Here is a 20,092-nt window from a genome sequence, read left to right as displayed (position 1 = left end):
TCCCTGTGTCCAGTGGCAGCCCTCTGACCCCGATGCCGGAATTCCGGCCCGCGGTCAAGGAATCCCGACCGGTCCGGCTGGCCTTCGAAGGCCCTTCCGGGGCTGGCCGTACCCTGACCTCCCTCCTGGTCGCCGCCGAGCTCGGCGCACCGATCGCGCTCATCGACACCGAACGCGGGACGGCAGCCAAGTACGCCGACCGTGTGCCCTTCCACACCCAGGAGTTCACCCGCTACGACCCCAGGTCACTGTTCGCGGCCCTCGCCCGTGCCGCCATGCACGGCTACCCGGTGCTGATCGTCGACACCTACAGCGCCTTCTGGAGCGGCGAGGGCGGCATGCTCGACAAGGTCAACGGCGAAGCCCGGGCCGGGTACGGCGGCACCAACGCGGGATGGTCGAAGTACCGGCCGGAGGACCGCGCCATCACCGAGGCCCTGGCCGCCTACCCCGGGCACGTCGTCGTCACCCTCAAGGCCCGGACCGACACCGTCATCGAAACCGACACCCGCGGCCGCCAGTACGCCCGCCGAATCAGCATCCGGCCCGAGCAACGAGCCGACATCGAGTACGACTTCGACACGGTGGGCACCCTCGGCCCGGTCGCCACCGTGTACTTCGGCAAGAGCCGTATCCCCGCACTGGCCGGAGAGGTCATCGAACAGCCCAGGCGAGGATCTCGGCCGCACCATCCTCGCCTGGGCCGACGACGGTGTCCCCAACTGTCCCCAACGGTCCTTCAGCGAGCGCGCCCGCGACCCGGACGCCACGGTCGACAGCCTGCGCCAGCTCTGGTCGGAGATCGTCACCGCCCGCGCTGCGGGCATGGCCGCACTCGACCTCCACGACCAGCCCATCACGCTCGCCGAGCTCGTCTCCAACCGCGGCAAGCAGCTGCGCGCATTCGTCCCCTCACCCCAGCCGGATCCACCGGCCCCTTCCGCCTGAACACCCCGGAAAACGACATGAACGACACCCTCACCGCCGACCACCGGCAGACCACCATCCCCAGCAGCCTCGGCCACGAGTTCGCCGACACCTGGTGCGGCACTCTCACCGCCGACATCGCCCACCTCCTGAACTGCGAGGAAGTCGACGTACTCGCCAGCCTGCTGCGCTCGCTCGGTGCCGAACAGGCCGCCGACGAATGGATCGACGCCCACTCCGCAGCCGACAACGAGCCCCAGGACCGCCACTACCGGGACCCGAACGACCCCGGGGCGCTCTCGGCCGACGCCTTCCGCTGGCACCCCGGCCTCGAAGAGTCCTGACGCCGTGGCCCACGAACACCCCGTCGCGATGAGCCCCTGCATCGGCTGCGGGCGGCCGTTCATGTACGACCCGGAGCGTGTGGTGTCGGTCCTGCTCGAAGCCGAGACCGGCTGGTACCCCGAGCCCGGCCGACGCCATCACGCGGTCCGGGAACCGGCCTGCCACTTCTGTGTCAGGGCGGCGAACGTCGAGCGGCGCAAGCGCGGCCTGCCTCTGGGCTACGAGGGCGACACCTACGCCGACCTGATGAGGCGCCTCGCCCGAGACGAGTGGTGGAGCTGACCCCTCGTGCACCGTTCCCCGCACTCCCCCGGCGTCCCGGACCTGGTCGCCGCCCCACAACGAACCACCTTCACGGCCCTGTTGGAGGGCATCTCATGAGAAGCCGTGTCCGTACACGCAATACCGTCGCCGCACTCGCGGACGAGCGCATTCCCTTCCCCCACACCGAGCGCCCCACGCCCTGCCAGGACGACCCGGCGCTGTTCGCCTTCGAAGAGGTCGCCGACCGACTTCAGCGGACGAAGACCATCGCCAGGGCCAAGCTCGCCTGCTCGGGCTGTCCCGTCGTCCAGGGCTGTCTGAAATGGGCGCTGGCCAACCCGTCGCTGACTCCCAGAGGTGTGTGGGCGGCAACCACCCCCGGCAAGCGCGGCACGCTGCGCAACCACCTCGTGCAGCGCCTCGGTGACGACTGGGTCGGGGTCGTGGCCGATCAGGACCGCCGACGTGAGCAGCAGCAGGCGACACCTGCCGTGCCCCCCCCCCCCCCCACGATCCGGGAACAGATACTCGCCCGCCTGGAGCTGGAACTCATCCCCACCCGGCCGCAGCCTTACGAGCCGTGGCGTGAACCGCTCACCCCCCAGCGCCGCGCCGACAACCGGCGCCGCCTCGAACGCGCCCTCGCCGGCAAGGCCCCCAGGAGCGGCCGCCGCCGTCCACCGAAACCGCGCCACGCACCCTGACTGCCACTTCCCCCGTCCCTCAGGAGACTTCGATGCCTACGCCCGCCTTCCCCTCCTACGTCGCGCCGGTCCATGCCCGACACGGCTCCTACTCCCCCCGCCACGGCTGGCTCCTCAAGACGCACCTGGCCGTGCTGGACAACCCACACGTGTTCGCGACGGCCCGTGCGATCGTCGAACTCGGTGCCGGCAAGAGCGCGGTGGCCTCCATGCGGTTCTGGTCGTCAGCGTTCAAACTCACCGACGAGATCCGCCATGGGCCAGGCACAGCCAGCGACGTGATCCCTACCGCAAGGGGCCGGTGGCTGCTCGACGAAGACGGGGCCGACCCCTACCTGGAGCAGGACGGCAGCCTGTTCCTGCTGCACTGGTGGCTGCTGGCTCCTCCCTGCCTGGTGCCCGCCTGGTTCTACACCTTCTGCCTGTCGCCGTTCGCCCGTCTGGAGCCGGGCTCCCTGCGGGAGGGGATGCTGCGCGCGGCCGCCGCGGCCAACTGGAGGCGGCTTCCCGCGGCCGCCACGCTCCACCGCGACATCGGTTGCCTGATCCGCATGTACACCGCGGGCAGCGCCCATGAGCAGCCGCGCACCACGCTGGAGGACCTGGTCGACCGCCCGTTCAGTGCCCTGGGCATGATGAGCGTCTCCCCCGATGGGGTGGCCCGCCTGAGCCCTTCGGCCGGTGTGAGGGCACCGGCCGCGGTGGTGGCGTATGCCTGCCTGGAGTACGCCTCACGGTCCACGCCCGGCCCGGGCAGCATCTCCTTCGGCCGTCTCCTGCACGACGATGCCGGGCCGGGGCGCGTGCTGCGGCTGCAGCCGCGCGACCTTCGGCGCGCGCTGCAGGCCGTCGCGACGCGGCACCCGCAGGTGGGCGTGGCGGACTCTGGTGACGGCACCGAAGTGCTCACGTTCAATCGCCCCCCGCTGGCGCTGGCCTGGGATGTCCTCGACGAGAGCTACGGGCGCGTTCGCCAGCGCCTCGGTGTCCATCCCGAGCAGGACGCCCGCCGACCCCGGCCAGAAGACGCCCGACCAGTCGAGCAGTTGGCCTTCGGCGAACCGGCGGCATGGGACAGCCGCTGACCTGTCACTGCACCGGACATCACCGGTTCCCCACCACAGGATCTTTATCTCGGATCGACTCTGCGTGGTCGCTTCTCGCTGCCACGCCTCACGGAGCACATCATGATCAATCGTCCCAGCGCCCGGGCTGACGCGCCGGAAGCCCTCTCGATGGCGGCACCGTGTTCTGCCCAGACCTGATCATCGGCAGGCATCCCGTCCACGGCGTCCTGGCCGACGGCCGCGTCGACGACATCACCGCCCTCCTGCTGGAACGGGCCGGGTTCGTCTACGACGAGGACCTCGGAATGCACCGGGTGCCAGCCGGTACGTCCTCCGACGCCGAACAGGACTGCGTCCAGCGTGCGATGACTTTGCTGTCCGGCCGCTTGTCCTTCGTCTACCTCCCCGACGACCTGGCCGCCGAGGCCGCCGGGTTCTCGCGCCAGCAGTCCCCGCCGGCCTGAGCGCAGGCGCGCATCACCACCTGGCCTCTCACCGCCGCCGGATGGTGCGCCCGCTGGCCTGTTCCTTCTGCACGTTCCTTCGGAGCCGTCACATGCCCACCTATCTTGAACAGCCCACCTATGGCCTGAGAGGCCCGGACGGACAGGGCTGGAACCGGCTCAGCCTCAATGCCCACTTCGACCAGCGTCACCAGTGCGGGTGGCAGCCGAGGCATTTTGCAGCGCTGTTCGAGGCGTTGACCGGCCGTCAGCAGTGGGGCGGGTTCGGGCGCTGCTGCATCGGTCCCGGCTCCTGCGGGACATGCCCTGTGCAGCTCCGCCGCCTCGCGCGCGAGGGCGGAATCGACTGGCCCGACAGGATGCCGCTGCTCCTGGCCCACGTGCGGCCGTGGCCTCCGACTCCCGAATCCCTCTTTGCCGATCCTGCATCCGGGCGCAGCTCGCTGGAGTTGTCCCCCTGGCGGGGTGGGCAGCCGGTGCTCGAGGCCGGATGGGAGGAGATCCTGAACACCCCGGGCCGCACGATCAGCTGGTGCTGGCAGGACGGGCAGAGCGAAGCGTTCTGGCTTGTGCGCGATCACCCCGCCGCGGACGCCGCGGTGGTGCTCAGCAGGAAGCTCGGCGCCGGCATGCGGCACGAGCTGTACGGCGGGCCGAGCGCGCCGCGTCTGGCCGTGCTGACCTGCCACGGGTCCTGCGCCCACGAGGCGTACCACCTGCAGCACCTGGCCGCCGACCTCGCCGACCGCCCTGACCGCGCCAGCGCGCCCGGACCGGATGACGAGATCCCCGAGCAGCTGCCCGGTGTTCCCCTCACCAGACTCGCGCACGACGGCGGCCGCAGCCTGATCCACCGCGACCGCTCCCGCGACTACGGCTCGTCCACCGTCCAGCTCAGGTGGGACGTGCCGTTCGACGAGACCACCGCGACCGCCCTCGTGGCCCACGCCGTGCGCCTCATCTCCATCTGAGCCGCAGCCGCTGCCCTCAGTTCCCTATGGCCGCGCTTCCATCCCCTGCCACAGGTCCCACCCCTTCACTCCGCCGTTCCCGTGACCGCACCCGGCCACAGCTCTTGGAGAGGATCCCCATGAAACACCCTGCCGACTTCCTCGCGTCGGTCCTCCGCGTCAGCCCTCGCCACGCCGATGTCGCCGACCTGTCCGCTGCCCGCACCGGGCCCTGGGCCCCGCCCCCCGTTCCCGGCAGGGTGCTTGCCGCGGCCGCGGTCCGTCCGGGCGAGAAGTGAGGCCTCGCCGTGCCCACTGCTGCCGCGTACACGCCGTCACTGCTCGGCTCCACCGCGGACGACAACCTGGACACCGTCATCAACTGGGGCCTGGGAGCAGACTCCACCGCCTACCTCGCGCGGATGCTCACCGACCCTGCCGCCCACAGGATCGACCTGGACCGCACCGTCGTCCTCTACATGGCCACCGGCAGCGAGTGGCCCGAAACCCGTTTCCTGGCCGACGAGTTCATGATCCCGCTGCTGCGCGAGCTTGGCGTGCGCTTCGTCCAGCTGGCCCGCAACGGGCACCTCCAGGCCGACGGCTTCACGGTCCTGGACGACTCCCGCCACCCCGAGCAGCTCTTCGCGCGTGGGCCGTGGACGCTGTGGGACGACCAGGAGTCCGTCGGCACGGTGCCCCAGGTGGCCGGCACCCGCAAATGCAGCCTGTGGGCGAAGGGCGACGTCGGCGACTGGTGGCTCACGCAGGTCTTCGGCGGTCGGTCGTTCCGGCAGATCATGGGGTTCAACGCCGACGAGGAGGGCCGCCGTTTCGGCGACCAGGTGGCCTCGAAGATGCCCGGACGTACCGGGGAGTTCCCTCTCATCGACTGGGGCTGGGGCCGGCAGCAGTGCGAGGCCTACCTGCTGGAGCGGTTCGGTGTGCACTGGCCGAAGTCGTACTGCACGTTCTGTTGCTTCCCCGCCTCCATGGGCGCGTTGCCCGCCCACCTGGAGCGCATGCGCTCCCACCCGGACATCGCCGGCGAGGTGCTGCGCCTGGAGTACACGGCGATGAGCCTCAACCCGAACGCGAAGCTCTACGGCCGCAAGACCCTCCTGGAGCTCTTCGACCCGACCCAGCCGCGGGACCGGGCGTGCCTGGAGGCGTTCCACCGCGAGCTCGACGTGCCGTGGGCGCTCTACCACGTGCGCCGCCTGTTCCTGCTGTCCGGGGACGGCAGGCGTCGCCCGGTGAAGCGCTCCACCGAGCGCGTCGACCTCGGTCGCCCGCAGCAGCTCGCCCGGCGGCTGGTCTCCATCTCCGGGCGGCACCGCGTCGAAGTCGAGCACGACCCGGTGTACGGACGCGCCCGGGCCTGGGCCCGCCCCCGCGGAAAGGGCTGGCCGATGGCGGAGGAACTCTTCGCCACCGCACCCGCCCGCGTGATCAACAAGCAGGACAAGAACTTCGAGCAGGAGTGGGACGCCCTGACCTCGCGCTCAGCAGCCCAACTCCCGCTCGTCTGAACCGAAGCCCCTCGCTCGGAGCGACCCACCGTGTACCCGCCCCCTGATCATCCGGCCCTTCTCCCTCGCAGTGCTGTACCTGGCTACGCCGTCCGGCGCTGACGTACGGGCTGCCATGCAGTCCGGACTGCTGGCCTGTATGACGACCCCGGCCCAGGGCAACGTGATCCCGCCCGGCGTCCGGTACGCCTGCGACAACGGCAAGTTCGGCAAGGGCTGGCCCGGCACCGAGCTCTGGTTCTCCTGGCTGAAGGCGACTGTTGACCGCTACGGCCCGGACCGCTGCCTGTGGGCAGTGGCCCCCGACGTCCCCATGGACGCCGCGGCCACCCTCGCCGAATCGCTGCCGTGGCTGGAGCGCATCCGCGCCCTGGGCATCCCCGTCGCCTTCGCCGCCCAGGATGGCAGCGAGCACGGCCTCATTCCCTGGGGCTCCTTCGACGTGCTGTTCCTCGCTGGCAGCACGGCCTGGAAGACCGGTCCGGCCGCCCACCGCCTGGCCCTGCGCGCCCGCGAGCACGGACTGGCCGTCCACATGGGCCGTGTCAACTCCCGTCGGCGGCTGCGCCTCGCACAGGCCTTCGGCTGCACCAGCTGCGACGGCACCTACCTCGCCTACGGGCCGGACACCAACCTTCCCCGCCTCCTGGCGTGGATGAACGAACTCCGCGCCATTCCAACCCTGTTCGGAGACGACACATGACGACCTGGCTGCGCTTCGTGGGTGCCTCGATTATGGGCATCCTTGATCCGGTCCCCTCCACCGTGCCCTCCCTCATGAGCAAGGAGGAAGGTGCCTGGGTCCGCGCGAACGCCTGGACGAAGGGACTGCTCCGGATCGAGGACGCCTACCCCTACGGCTTCCACTGCTGGTGCTCGTGCGAGGCCGGCACCTGCCACCCCTGCGCCTCCGGCCACCACGACCAGTGCGTCAGTGCCGATGGCCCCCGCGTCGACGAGAACGCCGGCACCATGACGGACCGCGGAGGCTTCGTCGTCGCCGTGATCCGGTACGGGCCAGGCCAGCGGCCCTGCCGGTGGATCTGCCACTGCACGCACCCCGCGAACGTCGAACCGACCGCCGCCGTCGACGCTGCCGAAGCACCACCGGACCCCCAGAGCGCACCGCCAACGTCCAGGCCCTCGTCCACCCCGGCTGGTCAGCTCTCCCTCTTCGCCAGCGTCGGCCTGCCGAAGGACCATGCGGACGGGGAGGCACGGTGATGCTCCCGCTCCAGGAGATGCTGCCGTTCGAGGATTTGGAGGAGATGCCGACGGCGTCGCCCTGGTGCCAGCGGTGGCGGGCGCGGAAGCACTCGTGGCGGCATGTGAGTGAGGGCGGCTTCGACGCGCGCCACTACGAGGTGGACCGGCTCAGCGAGCCGGACGCCGAGGCGTTCGTCCTCGAGCACCACTACGCCGCCTCATACCCGGCAGCCGTCCAGAGGTTCGGCATGTACGACATCTCAACCGGCGAGCGGCGGCTGTGCGGCGTGGCGGTGTTCGGCGTGCCCGTTAGCAAGGCCGTGCTCACCAAACCGCTGCCGGAGCTGAAGCCGTACGCGGAGTCGTTGGAGTGCTCGCGTTTTGTGCTCCTGGAGGAGTGCCCGGCAAATTCTGAGAGTTGGTTCCTCGCGCGCTGCCACGCCGACCTGCTGACCACAGGCGTGCGCGGTGTGGTGTCCTTCGCCGATCCCGTCCCCCGGCGCACCGCTTCCGGTGTCCTGATCATGAGCGGGCACTGCGGCTGGATCTACCAGGCGACGAACGGTGTCTACGCCGGCAGGGCGACCGCGCGAACCATCAAACTACTGCCCGACGGCACCGTCTTCCACGACCGGGCGGCACAGAAGGTCCGCCGCCAGGAGCAGGGCCACGAGTATGCAGAAGCCCAGCTCATTGCCCTCGGGGCGCCGGTGCCGCGGGCTGGCTGCAACCGGGCCGACTGGCTCCGGGAGGCCCTGGTCGCCGCCGGTGCTCGCAACGTACGCCACCGCGGTGCTCACCGCTATGTGTTCCGGCTCGGCCGCACCCGCCGCGAGCGAGAGCAGATCAAGATCGGCCTTCCTACTCGAAGGCCGTATCCCAAACATCCCGACCCCGAACCGACGGCGACCTGAGGGTCTCACCACCCCTGCACGAGGGAACCTTGCCCGTCGGCGGGGCCCCAGGCTCACCGCCCCTGTGCTACTTCCTCCGGAGAAGCCGTGTTGGCTCGTTCTACCCACCGCCCGTCCGGTACACCTGTCCTGACCTCGTACGATCTGCTCGGAGCAGAGGTGTCCGGCAGGGCGGGCAGCGCTCACACCCGCGTTCCGCACTCCCAATTGGAGAAAGTCTCGGATCCGCGGCTTGCCAACCACAACATCTTATATCTAGTATCGAACTATCGGCGCCGGCGCAGTTCGCAGCGGCCCACCGAGATCGCACACCGACCGAAGGGAGGTCACCATCATGCAGGCCGACACCACCCGCCAGACACACACCGCCGCCGACGGCGACCTCCTCCCCGCCCTCCGCGCATCCAGCTCGCGCGGCCCTTCGCCCCTCACCACGCCTTCCTGGAGGAAGACGATGACCGGCACCGACGAGAACGAACTCCTGGACTCCAAGCAGATCCACGACGAGTTCGGCCTCAGCCCCTCGCGCCTGAGCGAGCTGTACCGGGACCGCTCCAACACCGGATGCCCGGAGCCGGACGAGATCGCGGGCCGGCGCCGCCGGTGGAAGCGCGGCACCATCGGCCCCTTCCTGACGGCCTACCGCGCGGCAAAAGCGTCACGGTCCTCCGTCCCCCACAGCCTGCTCACCGGCCCCCGCGACCGGTTGATGTCGACGTCAGAGGTGGCCAAGGTGCTCGGGCACAAGCGGACCGTAACCCTGCTCGGGTGGCTCGCGGACCGGCCCGGGTATTTCCCCGAGCCCGACGTCGCGGAGACCACCGAAGGCGGCCGTCTACGCCGCTCCTGGTACCTGGGCACCGTCGCCGACTGGATCGACCAGCGCCCCGGCCCGGGCAACACCCAGAGCAAATCCCGCACGCAGGCGGCCGCTCCGGCCGAGGACGGAGACCCGGAGGAGTTGCTCGACACCAAGCAGGCCGCGCCGATGCTCGGCTACAGCAGTCACCTGGAGCTCAACCGGGCGATCGCCCGCGGCATCCTGCCCGAGCTCGCCAGGCCGGACGACGTCCTCCGCAGTGACCGGGGACTGACCAGCAATCGATACAAGCGCCGGCGGGTCGTCGCTCTCGCACATGCCCGCCAGCAGGTCCCCACCAGTTCCGAACTCCGTGAGCGCCGTATGGAGGCAGCCGTGCATGCCCTGCGTGCGGCCGCGGACCCGGGCGCGGTCACCATCGAGGTCCTGGCCGAGTCCCATCCCGGCCACGGCAGCGCCATCGCATGGAAGAAGACGATCGAGGAGGCCCGCCGCACGCTGCAGGCGGGCTGACACACAAGAGAACGCAGGCAGCGCCACTCGGCCGCTATTCTGACGATGTACGGCACCTGGCTGTGGGTTTCCTTCATGTGACCCCGGCGGGCCGGGTGTGTCGGCCGATGGCCGGGGGAGGCTGTCAACCTCCCACCGGGATCCCCGGATCCCGGGCCGGCCATCGCTCTCTTCGACCATCAGCCCTGGCTCAGCACAGCCGGCCCGCGGACCTCCAGGATCGGGCAGTCCCTCCCGTCCCGGACGGGTCAGCTGACCGGCGCCAAGGGCGCACCGCACGGCGGCGTCTGGGCCTGTGGTCGGCCCGACCACGGCCTTTGTGTCCCCATCGTGACCATGGTTGGGGCGTCGTGGTCGGTGGTCGGGTCGGGGGCGGCAGGTTTCCTCAAGGTCAGCAACAGCGCGCTCTGACCGGGGAGTTTGACTATGTCTCCCTCCAAGAAGGGATGCCAGTGACCACTACTGAGACCGCTGCGTCGTACACTCCCGGGCCCGCCGAGCCACTGCCCCATCAGCTCCTGTCCGCGCTCGCCCAGCACCGGATGGCCACCACCAGCCAGCTCCACGATCTGCTTCGGCCGAACGTCGCCCGCCAGACCATCTCCACCCCGCTGAACAAGCTGCGGCAGAAGGGGCTCGTCGACTACACGGTGCTGCCCCAGTCCAACCGCACCCGCGCCTGGTACCTCACGAGCGAGGGTGCCCGCCTGACACGGGACTTCCCCGCACTACGGGGCCGCCCTCCGTACCCGATCAACTCCGCAACAGCAGCCTCACTGAAGACACCGCACACACTCACCGTCGTACGCGCCCACCTGGCCTTCGCGGCAGACGCCCGACGACTCGGACACGAGCACGGCCCGTGGGACTGGACCCCTGAGGTATCTCATCCCCTGGGTGAGGGGGAACGGCTCGTCGCCGACGCTCTCATGCACTACACCGTCGTCGACGGCGAACACCGGCGGAAGCTGCGCGCGTTCGTTGAGGTCGATCGCACCACCATGAGCAGCGAGCGCCTGGCCGTGAAACTGATCGAGTACGCCAGATTACTCCAGCACGAAGCCCAGCCCGTCGGCCGCCGCAAGCCAGCCTCCACCGGCCCCGCCTGGCTCAAGTGGTATCCGATCTTTCCCCGCCTACTGTTCGTCCTCACCGGCGCCTCCCGGGCCAGACTGGGAGACAGGATCGGTGATCTGCAGGCGATGGTCGCCCAGCACCCGCTCGTTGCGGCCCTCGCCCGCGAGGTTCAGCTGGGAGCCGCGGTCCTGGAAGACATCGAACAGCTCGGTCCCACCGGGCCAGTGTGGGTTCCGCTCGTCGGGGGCGAGCCCCGGCCGTGGACCGCCTTGTGATGACGCGGCCCGCACGTTGGTCATCAGCCGCCTGAATTGCGGGCTGGACTCCGTGCACGCCGATTTGGCATTATCGAACCTGTCGCGCTCGGCCCGGGTGTCGGCATCGCCTTGCCGATCCGTCTCAAGGGGTTGTGATGTCACAGGCCACCCGGCTCGTGGACACCGCGCAGATCGTGGCGGAGTTCGGCACGAGCAAGTCCCGGGTCAGCGAGTTGAGCAACGACCCGGACAGCGGGTTCCCTCAGGTGGTCCCCGTAGAGGGCCGCAAGCGGTTCTGGCGGTATGACCAGGTTGCCGCGTTCTTCGCTCAGCGCGCCCCGAAGCAGCGCACCCTGCCGGCCGCGGTGTTGGAGGCCGACCAGGACGAGCTGCTGAGTAAGCGGGAGGTGGCCAAGCTGCTCGGGTACGCCAGCACGGCCACCATCGACGCCTACTTCCGGGATCGGCCCGACTACTTCCCCCCGCCGGACCACGACGGCGTGGACGGCCCGCACTGGCGGCGCGGCACGATCGTCGCTTGGGCTACCAGCCGGCCAGGCAAGGGCCGGCGCCGATCAGCCACGTCCTCCCCGCTGCCCGAGGTGTCGGCGGACGGGGACCCCGACGAACTGCTCGGTACGGCCGAGGTCGCCTTCCTGCTCGGCTACGGCAGCGCGGCCTCCTTCTCCAGCGCCCTGTCCCAGGGCCGCGTCCCGGAGTTGCCCGAGCCGGACTCCATGGAGAAGAAGGAGGGTGCCCGCGGACGGCCCAGCAGGAAGTGGCGCCGCGCCACTGTCGTCGCCGTCGCCCGCCGCCGCGGGGTCCTGGCAGCCGCTGGCGAGGAACACGAGGACCTGGTCGGAGCATCGGACGCGGCGCGCATCCTCGGCTACAAGGACGCCGACAGTTTCCTCAGTGCGCTGGGGCACGGGTATCTCCCCGGCCTTGAGGAACCGGACGGGGTCGAGCACCGCCGCGGCAGTGCCGGGCGCCCGCGACAGCAGCGTTGGAGACGCTCCCGCATCGAGGAGTTGGCCGTCCACCGTTCCTCGGCACCCTGACCGCACGGAAGTCCAACGAACACCAGGCAGCTCTCGACAGCTTGGAGTGGTTGACAGGAGCTGCCCGCCTGGCTCGGCAGGCCCCGCCCAGAACGGCGGGCAGCCGGGGACAGGCAATCGGCACCCCGTACGGTGGTCTGGGGCGCCGTGCTGTGGGGCCGATCCGCTAGGCCTTGAGCGGCGGGCCGCTGAACGGTCCGGCCGACTCGTCGACTTGGTCCACGCGCTGGCGGAGGCTGTCCAACGGGATGACGGCCGCGTCCACGCCTCGCGCAGCATCATGGCGAGCCGTGTCCTCGGCGCGGCGAAGGGCGTGGCGGAGGTACCGCACAGACGTCCGACCGCGACCGGCGTTGAGGGCCTCCTGAGCTTCGTCAAGCCTGGCTTCGTTCACCTTCCGTGACAGCGTTTGTCGACCAGTTTGAGCGGCGGTTTGCGATCTCTGGGGCGATAAATCTTCACGAGTTTTGACGGCGCTTCACGTCAGTGATCTTGGCCTTCGGCCCGTGCGGAGCAGTCGTGTCCGTCGCCGGGCAGGCCCATGACGTTCAGCACGGGTTCCTCGCCCTCGGGGATCTCGAAGGTGAAGTTCGCTCCTGACGCGATCGCCGTGAGCGAGCACTGGTTGCCGAAGGTCAGCGCCGCATGCGGCTCCCATGAACAGCCGGCCCTGTCCAAGGCGGAAACGATGTCCACGTGCTTGAGCCCTGCCGGGAAGGTGCCCGTCCCCCCGACAACAGACGGGGGGAGTTCGACGATGTCACGCCAGGTCTGGACGCAGATGAGGGAGACCTTGCGGCAGCGGCAGACACTCAGTTCAAGGTCTCCATAGGCGAAGAGCCGCGGCCACTTTCTGTTCCGGCTCATTGTTCCGATGTCCCACGGCTCGCCGAGTGCTGCGGTCACATCGTTCCAGTCGGCTCCGCTGAACACCGGGCCCAGTCGGCCTGTCTTCGCCGTGTTGGTCAGGACATCGAGAATCTCCACGAGGCGGAGACTGACAGGTGCCCTGACCAGCAGTCCAGCGGTTTCAGTGGGTCAGCCCGCTGCGGGTTGTTCGATTCGGGCTCGGGTGCTGCCCTGGCAAGAACCCCAGTGCCTCCCAAACTCGGGTTCTGGTCCAACTTTTGTGGAGCGGTGACGCTCAGTGTTGTTGAACAGCTCTGCGATGGTGATGTGCCACCACGACCGACGGTGTGTCGGTGGGACAGTCGATAATGCCGGTCATGGCAGATCGCAGTCCGGTGCTCCGGATCATCACCTCAGCGGCGCGGGAGTGCCTGAAGCCGCTCGGCCTGGCCCAACGCGGGCGGTCGCGGCTGTGGATTGATGATCACGGGTGGTGGCTCGGGGTTGTGGAGTTCACCCCGCCGCGGATTGCCGGCAGCGGTCTGTACGTCGGTGCGATGTGGCTGTGGCACGACGTGGACCACCTGGCCTTCCACGTGGACGCAGTCCGGGTCGGCTCCGAGCTGTTCCGCGCCGAGGACCAGTTCACGCCGCTGGCACTCGAGCTCAGTCGGCAGGCGGCTGCGAACGTGACCGCGCTGAGGGATAAGTTCCCAGCTCTGCCGGACGTCGCCCGATACCTGACGTCCAGGCCGGTGCGGCGGGGATTCCTCTGGGACAGCTTCGACTCTGGGATCGCAGCCACCCTGGCTGGGGACCCGGACACGGCCCGCGATCACTTCGAACGAGTCCTTCGAGAGGACGCGCTGGCCCCGTGGATGGTCGAAGCCCAGGAGAAGGCGCGTGAGCTTCACGCGATCGCGGCAGATCGCGACGCCGTGACCGCATGGGTCACGCGGGCTGTCGACTCATGCCGGAGCAAGCTGGGCCTGGATCCCATGCCGTTTGCGACCTCGGGAAGGACATGATGAAGCTTCTCCTCACCGACTCCGGTATCAAGAACGCGAGCATCCAGGACGCGTTGGTCGACCTCCTGGGTAGGCCGATCGCCGAGTCCAACGCCCTCTGCATCCCCACCGCGGGGTACGGGGCCCCCGACGCCGATCCGGACGGGCCCTGGCGATTCATCAGCGGACGATCCCCCAGCCCCATGACCGAGCTGGGGTGGAAGTCGGTGGGCGTGCTGGAACTCACCGCGCTGCCCAGCATCGACACAGCGCGCTGGGTCTCCTGGGTCCGGGAGGCAGACGTTCTGCTGGTCAATGGCGGCGACGCGCTGTACCTGTGCCACTGGATGCGGGAATCCGGGCTGGCTGGGCTCCTGCCGTCGCTGCCCGACACGGTCTACGTGGGACTCAGCGCCGGGAGCATGGTGATGACCCCCCGCATCGGGCAGGACTTCGTGGGCTGGAAGCCGCCCACCGGAGGCGACAGCACGCTGGGCCTGGTTGATTTTTCGATCTTCCCGCACCTGGATCATCCGGCTTGTCCGGAAAACACCATGGCCGCGGCAGAACGATGGGCGGCCCAGATCGCGGGTCCGGCGTACGCGACTGACGAACAGACCGCCATCAAGGTGGCCGACGGCGCCATCGAAGTGGTCTCCGAGGGCCACTGGAAGTTGTTCAACCCGACCTCATGAAGCGTTCTTCCGGAGCGAGTTCGTGGTGCAGTGCTGGGACGGCGATTCATGGAGTGAGGAGAACTCGCTTGCGGAGGAGTTCGAATCCCGCGGCCGAACATCTGCCGCTTGAGCATCTTGATCCGATTGACATGGCCCTCCACGACGCCGGAGTTCCAGGGGAGGGTGAGACCGGCAGTGACGGCGTCGAGGTCGCGGATGAGGTGCTGAGCGAAGTGGCGGAGGCTGGGCAGTTCGGTGGTGGCGCTGGCCGCTTCGATCCATTCGGATAGTCGGTGACCTTGCAGGTGGGTGAGCATGTGAGCGAACGAGCGCACGTGCTCGGCGAGTGCCGTCAGTTCGGGGCAGTTGGCCAAGGCGGCTTTGAGCTGCAGTCGGTCGTCTTCGGACAGCGCGTCGGGGTGGGTGAGGATCCAGCGAGTGACGGCGCGGGCCGATGGCGGCCGGGGGCCGACCGGTTGGGGCTTGCCGCGAAGAGTCCTGCTGACGTAGTCCCGGACGCTGGCGTAGCCGCGTGGATAGCCCTGTTCCTTGATCTCCTCCCATAGCTTCCAGGCGTTGGTGCAGCCTTCCTGCCAGCGCTGATCGAGGTAGGGCTTGTAGTCGTCGAGCCTGGTCGCACGGCTTTGCCACTGACCGGTGAACATCTCCTCCCAAGTCGTGGCGCGGGAGAAGCGCAGGATGGTGTTGAGGGTCATGCCGAGCTGCCGGGCGACGGATCGCTTGCTGTGGCCGGCGGCAAGGAGAGCGTGGATGGTCGCGTGCTTGGCGCGGGTGCGTTCGGCGAACCGGTGCCCTGTCGGCCAGGGCGATATCGCGGCTGGCTCCGCTTCCTCCCGAGGTTCCTCCGGCTGCGCCGGCATGGGACGCAGGCAGCCGCGGTGCCGGTAGACGCACTTCTCGGCGGCCTCGCCGAGGTTGTGCCAGAGATGCCACCGATCAGCGATTTGGAGGGCTTGCGGGGCGCCGCGGGTGGCTCCTTCGGCGAAGAACGGAGCGCGGTCACGGCAGATGATCTCGATGCCGGGCCGCTCGGCGAGCCAGGCCGCGAGCGTGTCCGCCTCCCGGTCGGGCAGGAGGTCGATCGGACGACGTGTTTCGACGTCGACGAGCACGGTTCCGTAGACCCGGCCCTTGCGCTGGGCGTATTCGTCGACGCCGACCACGCGGGGTGTGGCGGTGGCGGGGTCCGGAAGCGAGGCGATCAGTCTCAGCAGGGTGTTTCTACTGACCGGGACCTTGAAAGCATCCGTCATGCGGGCGCCTGCCCGGCCTGCGAGTGCGAGACCGACCGATACCAGCGTCGATCGCAGCCGCTCAGTCCTTCTCCCGAACCGGCGAGTGAGCCCTGGGACTTGCTCGGCGAAGGTCTTACGCGAGCAGCAGTCCTCCGCGCAGACGAACCGCCGCACACGTAACGACACCACAACGAGCTTGCCCGCTGTCGGCAGATCACGAGGAAAGCGCAGGTAGGAGCCATGTATTCGCCCCAACCAACATCCGCACCCCGGGCAGGCCGCCCGCTTGACAGTCGTACGAGCCCCAACCCGAACGCCCGCGTCACTCACCTCGACCGACTCCACCAACACACCCTCGACTGAGGAGAACAGCAGCTCATCCAGCTGCGGCAGCACTTCCTTCACGGCGAAGGACTGTCGACCACACCACCGCCCAGCCGGGCGATTTTCGGGCGAACTCAACCGACATCACGCGAAGATCAATAGTCACCCTGCGTGCGCAACCACAGGAAGTGGACCAGAGCCGCTACTGCTCGACAAAGCCATCAAGCCAGACCTGAGCGCTTTGCGCATCATCGGCCCCGGAAGCTCCGAGCCAGGTGCGCAGCGGTTGTGCACTCTGGGGAAGTTCCTCGGCTACCGGCCGAAGCTGTGCCTCCGCACACGACGCGCGGACCGATTCCACTGCTGTGGCCGTGATGAAGAGCGCCGCGACGGTGGCGCAGATCCATAGGTACCACGGGGAGGAACTGCTGCCCATACCCAGTTTGCCCGCACCCTGCCGGACAGCGCGGGCATCGTCAGAGCACCGAGCAGCAGGATCGGCCAGGCGATGGCGAGCGGGCGCATGTGGCGGTCCCGCAGCTCATGTTCGGACCGCGTTCCGAAGCACCTCGGTTCAGCAGATGCAAGGCGCTGTTCACGGGCATGGCCACGAGCACGACCGTGAAGGATGCCTCAGGTCCCGTGGTGGGCAACATGGTCAGTGTCTCCTTGAGGGTGCCGGTGGCACGGGACGGCGGCGGTCGGCATATGAGTTGGCCCTGGCAACGGACCTCACGGTCAACGGCCGTCGCCGCACCATGGGATTGGTGGTCCTACGGGTGCTGGAAGAGCGGGGGCGCCAGGCCATCTCCCGGCCAGAGATCCTGCTCGGCTACGAGGCGGGCGAGGAACATGTCGACTTCGGCCAGAACGGCGGCGCGCTCCTTGGGCCCGTAGGTGATGAACTGATTGGCCGCGGCGTCGAAGGCACGCACGTGGTTGTACGGACCACTGATGACGAGGGCGCGCGCGATCTCAGGGAGGCCGAGGCTGAGGGCGTCGCACTCCCCTGCGCGGACGAGCTGCACAAGGCCGGTGATGACGGTCTCCCAGTCGCCGACCATCGGCCAGTCGGCGCCTCCGCCAAGTTCGTGAGTGAGGGTAGAGAGCGGGATGATCTCGCCCGGCTTGCGTCCCTGGGTCAGGCGGTTGTGGATCTGAGCCCCGTCGGGCTGCCGCACCTGGGGGTGGAGCAGGGACGCGGCGGCTACCACGACGGTGTTGATCTCTTGGGAGCCATCGCCGAGGTAGTACGGCTCGTGCGCGAAGAGCAGATAGACGTCCGTGGTGTGGACGTTGTCGGGCTGGTCCTGGGTCACGGGGCGGTATCCCTTCAGCGGTGAAGTGCCGGGCTCGCGTCGCGGTGCTGGCCGCGTGGCCGGTGCGAAGCCGGGCGGGTACGGGCCCAAGGGGCCTTCAGGGCCGCGGGGCTGGTCCGCTGCGCCGAAGCGGGCCTCGGTGCGACTGCGCTCCAGGCTCTGGGCGACTTGGTCGGCGAGCTGGACCATCAGCCGCTCACGGTCGATCAGTTGAGCCGAGGCCGAGCGGGTGTCCTGGCTCTGGAGGAGGCCAGCGGCGTCCCACAGCAGGTGCTGGCCTATCTCGGCCGAGCGGCGCAGTTCGTAGCGGTCGCCGTCGGCGGCGGCCTGGACGAGGGAGGCGTGCAGGGCCGCGAGGCGTTGCAGGTACTGGCAGGCGGCGTCGCCTCCGACGCTGCGGACGTGTTCGCCGGCCCGGTCGTCGAGCCGGTCGGGCAGGTGCTCGGCGAGCAACGGGGCGAGCAGCATCCCGGGCAGCACAAGGTCGCCGGGGATGCCGCGGCCGAGGACGAACAGGGCGGCGACGAGGCTGATGACCCCCACGGCGACCGCGGAGAGCCGCAGGGATGCGGAGCTCGCGGGGGCCAGCGCGATGCGTCTGGCGGGACGCCGGGTCAGCCAGCGCGCGGCCAGCCGCTGCATCAGCGTCGCGCCCGGGGTGAGCACCCCGATCTGCCGAGGGAGTTCGGGCAGAGTGCCGTCCCCGGGCACGGTCCAGGCCAGCCACCCCCACCCGGTGCGCTCGTACACAAGCACGGGCTCACACATGCTGGTGCACGTGGTGTCACGGCAGATGTGGCCGGCCTGCAGCGCGCGGGATCGTTCGTCCTCCCACCGTTTCGGATCGCAGGCGAAGGGACGCAGAGGCTGCTGAGGTGCCGTCCGGGGTGGTGTGTGGAGCGGGTCCATCACGAAGTGCTCCCTTCCAGAAGGTCGGTCATGGCGGCCAGGGCGGAGGTGCAGGTGGCGCAGCGGCCGTCACCGTCGGGGTGAGCGCGGCGGGGCGTCGGCCCGGGGCAGGTGCGGCACAGCGGCCAGTCGAGGCAGGCCGGGCAGAGGTCTTCACCGGGGGCGGTGCCGGGCCTGCCGCAACCCGCGCATTCGACGAGCGCCCGGTAGGCCAGGGCCACGCTCACCGTGCGGGCGGCGGAAGCCGTCGCCGAGGACGACTCGGTTGTCGACAAGGCGAAGCGCTCGTCGTCCGGCGAACGTGCCCGGTGATCTGCCACCGTGGTGGGCGGCGGGTAGGCCTGGGCAGCCCTCAGGCGGGCGGCAATGATCGCGCCGACCGTGGTGCGCACGGGGTGTGGCAGGGGCCGGTCGGTGATGACGTGGCGCAGCTGTTCGGGGCTCCAGCCGGCGTCCATCATCACCGTCACGACGCGGCCCTGATCGGTCAGCGGCTTCCCGGTCAGCAGCAGTTCAGGACAGCCCGCCCCGATCTCCAGCAGCAGCCGGATACCCGGATGCATGTCATCCGCCGGGGGCGCGCCTGCCTGGTCCCTTCGGCCCCTCGGGGCGGGTGTCCGCGCGGCTTCGCTGCGGGCGCACGGAGGGAAGGATCTGGTGTTCTGCTTGTTGGTCTTCTTAACGATGGTGTTCTTTGTGGGGCGGTCAGCCAACGTAGGGTTATCCAGTCCTGGATTTCCCGACTCTGGTTGTGACCTGGCGTTTTGCAGGCTGGGCAGGTCGGTGATGAAGTACGTGGCCGAGCCGAGGGTGCCGTCCGGGTTTCGGTCGCGGTCCCGCTGCAGGAATCCGTAGCGCTCAAGGTCCTCCAGCCCGCTCGTCACGGCGTCGACGCCTTCGCGTCCGCGGCGGGCCAGGTCCGCGACGGTCATGTGCCAGCCTTCGCGGTGGGTACTGATCAGTCCGAACAGCCCCTTCGCCTTGAAGGACATGCGGCTGTCGCGGAACAGGCTGTTGGCGATCTGAGTGAACTGGTCGGCAGCCATCACGCCTCGGCGGATCCCCACGCTGTATTCGCCCCGGCCTTCCGCGGGCGCCGTCGGCGCTGCTGCGAGTGCCGTGGCGGCGTCCGCCATCAAGGCGTCGACGAAGGTGGGGTGATCGGTGATGGAGTAGACGATCTCGCCGAGGGTGCCAGTCGTACGGCGGAGACGTTCGCGGATCAGATAGCCGTGGGTCTCCAGTTCTTGCAGCCCGGTACGCACCGCATCCCGTCCGTCGGGCCCGGAGCGGACCAGCCCGGCGACCGTCACCTCCCAGCCGTCCTCGTGCGTGCTGATGAGTCCGAAGATTCCTTTCGCCTTGTAGGAGAGACGACGGTCACGGAAAAGGCCGTTGGCGATCTGGGTGAACTGGTCGCCGGCCATCGAACCGCGGCGGATCCGGCCTCCGGTCATCGCGCGTCCGTGACTGCTCTGTGCGCGCAGCAGCCCACACCGTTCGCCGAAGCGAGACGGGGGGTGCCGACGGTTGAGGAGACGCGCGTGGGATCCATGGATGCAGCTCACCCGCCGACGCCGACCAGGACGGCGTCCACAACCCCCGACCACCGATCACGATCCGGCAACATGCTGGCTGGACTGCCATGGT

Annotated in this window: 19 protein-coding genes and 1 pseudogene; 16 read left to right on the top strand and 4 right to left on the bottom strand. The window is 69.2% G+C overall.

Going from position 1 to position 20,092, the window contains the following annotated elements; translation table 11 throughout:
* Positions 1-5: 5 nt before the first annotated feature.
* The 14 genes from ACFWXQ_RS44020 (at position 6) to ACFWXQ_RS43955 (ending at position 12,101) form a co-directional block, all read left to right on the top strand.
* Complete coding sequence (locus ACFWXQ_RS44020) at positions 6-1,271, top strand: ATP-binding protein (RefSeq protein ID WP_383940768.1); 1,266 nt, start codon at positions 6-8, stop codon at positions 1,269-1,271.
* A 4-nt stretch (positions 1,272-1,275) separates the two neighbouring features.
* Positions 1,276-1,554, top strand: a complete 279-nt coding sequence (locus ACFWXQ_RS44015) for a hypothetical protein (RefSeq protein ID WP_383940771.1) — start codon at positions 1,276-1,278, stop codon at positions 1,552-1,554.
* 95 nt (positions 1,555-1,649) lie between these two features.
* Positions 1,650-2,240: a WhiB family transcriptional regulator gene (locus ACFWXQ_RS44010; protein ID WP_386270328.1), complete on the top strand. Its 591-nt coding sequence runs from the start codon at positions 1,650-1,652 to the stop codon at positions 2,238-2,240.
* 32 nt (positions 2,241-2,272) lie between these two features.
* Entirely contained in the window at positions 2,273-3,325 is a 1,053-nt protein-coding gene (locus ACFWXQ_RS44005; RefSeq protein ID WP_383940774.1) for a DUF4007 family protein, read from the top strand.
* Between the two features lie 161 nt (positions 3,326-3,486).
* The gene (locus ACFWXQ_RS44000; protein ID WP_383940778.1) at positions 3,487-3,771 is read left to right on the top strand and encodes a hypothetical protein; all 285 of its coding nucleotides are present in this window, start codon (positions 3,487-3,489) and stop codon (positions 3,769-3,771) included.
* 92 nt (positions 3,772-3,863) lie between these two features.
* Positions 3,864-4,742, top strand: coding sequence for a hypothetical protein (locus ACFWXQ_RS43995; RefSeq protein WP_383940780.1), 879 nt, complete (start codon positions 3,864-3,866; stop codon positions 4,740-4,742).
* A 119-nt stretch (positions 4,743-4,861) separates the two neighbouring features.
* Entirely contained in the window at positions 4,862-5,020 is a 159-nt protein-coding gene (locus ACFWXQ_RS43990; RefSeq protein ID WP_383940783.1) for a hypothetical protein, read from the top strand.
* Between the two features lie 9 nt (positions 5,021-5,029).
* Positions 5,030-6,253 carry a hypothetical protein gene (locus tag ACFWXQ_RS43985; RefSeq protein WP_383940786.1) on the top strand — a complete coding sequence of 408 codons (1,224 nt, stop codon included), beginning with the start codon at positions 5,030-5,032 and terminating at the stop codon, positions 6,251-6,253.
* Positions 6,254-6,323: 70 nt separating this feature from the next.
* Entirely contained in the window at positions 6,324-6,956 is a 633-nt protein-coding gene (locus tag ACFWXQ_RS43980; protein ID WP_383940789.1) for a hypothetical protein, read from the top strand.
* Entirely contained in the window at positions 6,953-7,477 is a 525-nt protein-coding gene (locus ACFWXQ_RS43975; protein WP_383940791.1) for a DUF6248 family natural product biosynthesis protein, read from the top strand. Before ACFWXQ_RS43980 ends, ACFWXQ_RS43975 begins: the two co-directional genes overlap by 4 nt.
* Positions 7,477-8,373, top strand: coding sequence for a hypothetical protein (locus ACFWXQ_RS43970; protein WP_383940847.1), 897 nt, complete (start codon positions 7,477-7,479; stop codon positions 8,371-8,373). Before ACFWXQ_RS43975 ends, ACFWXQ_RS43970 begins: the two co-directional genes overlap by 1 nt.
* A gap of 334 nt (positions 8,374-8,707) precedes the next feature.
* Positions 8,708-9,706, top strand: a complete 999-nt coding sequence (locus ACFWXQ_RS43965; RefSeq protein ID WP_383940794.1) for a hypothetical protein — start codon at positions 8,708-8,710, stop codon at positions 9,704-9,706.
* Positions 9,707-10,152: 446 nt separating this feature from the next.
* Positions 10,153-11,058, top strand: coding sequence for a replication-relaxation family protein (locus tag ACFWXQ_RS43960; RefSeq protein ID WP_383940797.1), 906 nt, complete (start codon positions 10,153-10,155; stop codon positions 11,056-11,058).
* Between the two features lie 137 nt (positions 11,059-11,195).
* Positions 11,196-12,101 (top strand): hypothetical protein, encoded by a 906-nt coding sequence (locus ACFWXQ_RS43955; RefSeq protein ID WP_383940800.1) that lies wholly within the window; start codon positions 11,196-11,198, stop codon positions 12,099-12,101.
* 483 nt (positions 12,102-12,584) lie between these two features.
* Here ACFWXQ_RS43955 and ACFWXQ_RS43950 read toward each other — a convergent pair whose 3' ends face one another.
* A complete protein-coding gene (locus ACFWXQ_RS43950) occupies positions 12,585-13,088 on the bottom strand; it encodes a hypothetical protein (RefSeq protein ID WP_383940802.1) in 504 nt (167 codons plus the stop codon).
* 239 nt (positions 13,089-13,327) lie between these two features.
* On the opposite strand from ACFWXQ_RS43950, the gene ACFWXQ_RS43945 reads away from it, so the two are divergent.
* Together ACFWXQ_RS43945 and ACFWXQ_RS43940 are read left to right on the top strand one after the other, a co-directional pair.
* Positions 13,328-13,978, top strand: a complete 651-nt coding sequence (locus ACFWXQ_RS43945) for a hypothetical protein (protein ID WP_383940805.1) — start codon at positions 13,328-13,330, stop codon at positions 13,976-13,978.
* Positions 13,978-14,652 carry a Type 1 glutamine amidotransferase-like domain-containing protein gene (locus ACFWXQ_RS43940; protein WP_383940850.1) on the top strand — a complete coding sequence of 225 codons (675 nt, stop codon included), beginning with the start codon at positions 13,978-13,980 and terminating at the stop codon, positions 14,650-14,652. Before ACFWXQ_RS43945 ends, ACFWXQ_RS43940 begins: the two co-directional genes overlap by 1 nt.
* A gap of 149 nt (positions 14,653-14,801) precedes the next feature.
* Here ACFWXQ_RS43940 and ACFWXQ_RS43935 read toward each other — a convergent pair.
* The 3 genes and pseudogenes from ACFWXQ_RS43935 to ACFWXQ_RS43925 form a co-directional block, all read right to left on the bottom strand.
* Positions 14,802-16,220 (bottom strand): annotated as a pseudogene (locus ACFWXQ_RS43935) (ISL3 family transposase); the annotation flags it as partial.
* A 767-nt stretch (positions 16,221-16,987) separates the two neighbouring features.
* Positions 16,988-18,289, bottom strand: a complete 1,302-nt coding sequence (locus ACFWXQ_RS43930) for a hypothetical protein (protein ID WP_386270327.1) — start codon at positions 18,287-18,289, stop codon at positions 16,988-16,990.
* A gap of 152 nt (positions 18,290-18,441) precedes the next feature.
* A complete protein-coding gene (locus ACFWXQ_RS43925) occupies positions 18,442-19,869 on the bottom strand; it encodes a hypothetical protein (protein WP_383940853.1) in 1,428 nt (475 codons plus the stop codon).
* Between the last annotated feature and the right edge of the window lie 223 nt (positions 19,870-20,092).

The organism is Streptomyces sp. NPDC058697 (assembly GCF_042715345.1).
Classification (GTDB): Bacteria; Actinomycetota; Actinomycetes; order Streptomycetales; family Streptomycetaceae; genus Streptomyces; species Streptomyces liliifuscus.
Note: the sequence above shows the minus strand (reverse complement) of the source record. Positions and strands in the feature narration are given on the sequence as shown.

Bases quoted from the DNA above. Each gene is read 5' to 3' on its own strand.
- ACFWXQ_RS43995 (WP_383940780.1), top strand. From the start codon at position 3,864: ATGCCCACCTATCTTGAACAGCCCACCTATGGCCTGAGAGGCCCGGAC.
- ACFWXQ_RS43990 (WP_383940783.1), top strand. From the start codon at position 4,862: ATGAAACACCCTGCCGACTTCCTCGCGTCGGTCCTCCGCGTCAGCCCT.
- ACFWXQ_RS43925 (WP_383940853.1), bottom strand. From the start codon at position 19,869: ATGGCCGGCGACCAGTTCACCCAGATCGCCAACGGCCTTTTCCGTGAC.
- ACFWXQ_RS44010 (WP_386270328.1), top strand. From the start codon at position 1,650: ATGAGAAGCCGTGTCCGTACACGCAATACCGTCGCCGCACTCGCGGAC.
- ACFWXQ_RS43940 (WP_383940850.1), top strand. From the start codon at position 13,978: ATGAAGCTTCTCCTCACCGACTCCGGTATCAAGAACGCGAGCATCCAG.
- ACFWXQ_RS43975 (WP_383940791.1), top strand. From the start codon at position 6,953: ATGACGACCTGGCTGCGCTTCGTGGGTGCCTCGATTATGGGCATCCTT.
- ACFWXQ_RS43960 (WP_383940797.1), top strand. From the start codon at position 10,153: ATGCCAGTGACCACTACTGAGACCGCTGCGTCGTACACTCCCGGGCCC.
- ACFWXQ_RS43970 (WP_383940847.1), top strand. From the start codon at position 7,477: ATGCTCCCGCTCCAGGAGATGCTGCCGTTCGAGGATTTGGAGGAGATG.
- ACFWXQ_RS44005 (WP_383940774.1), top strand. From the start codon at position 2,273: ATGCCTACGCCCGCCTTCCCCTCCTACGTCGCGCCGGTCCATGCCCGA.
- ACFWXQ_RS43955 (WP_383940800.1), top strand. From the start codon at position 11,196: ATGTCACAGGCCACCCGGCTCGTGGACACCGCGCAGATCGTGGCGGAG.
- ACFWXQ_RS43945 (WP_383940805.1), top strand. From the start codon at position 13,328: ATGGCAGATCGCAGTCCGGTGCTCCGGATCATCACCTCAGCGGCGCGG.
- ACFWXQ_RS43965 (WP_383940794.1), top strand. From the start codon at position 8,708: ATGCAGGCCGACACCACCCGCCAGACACACACCGCCGCCGACGGCGAC.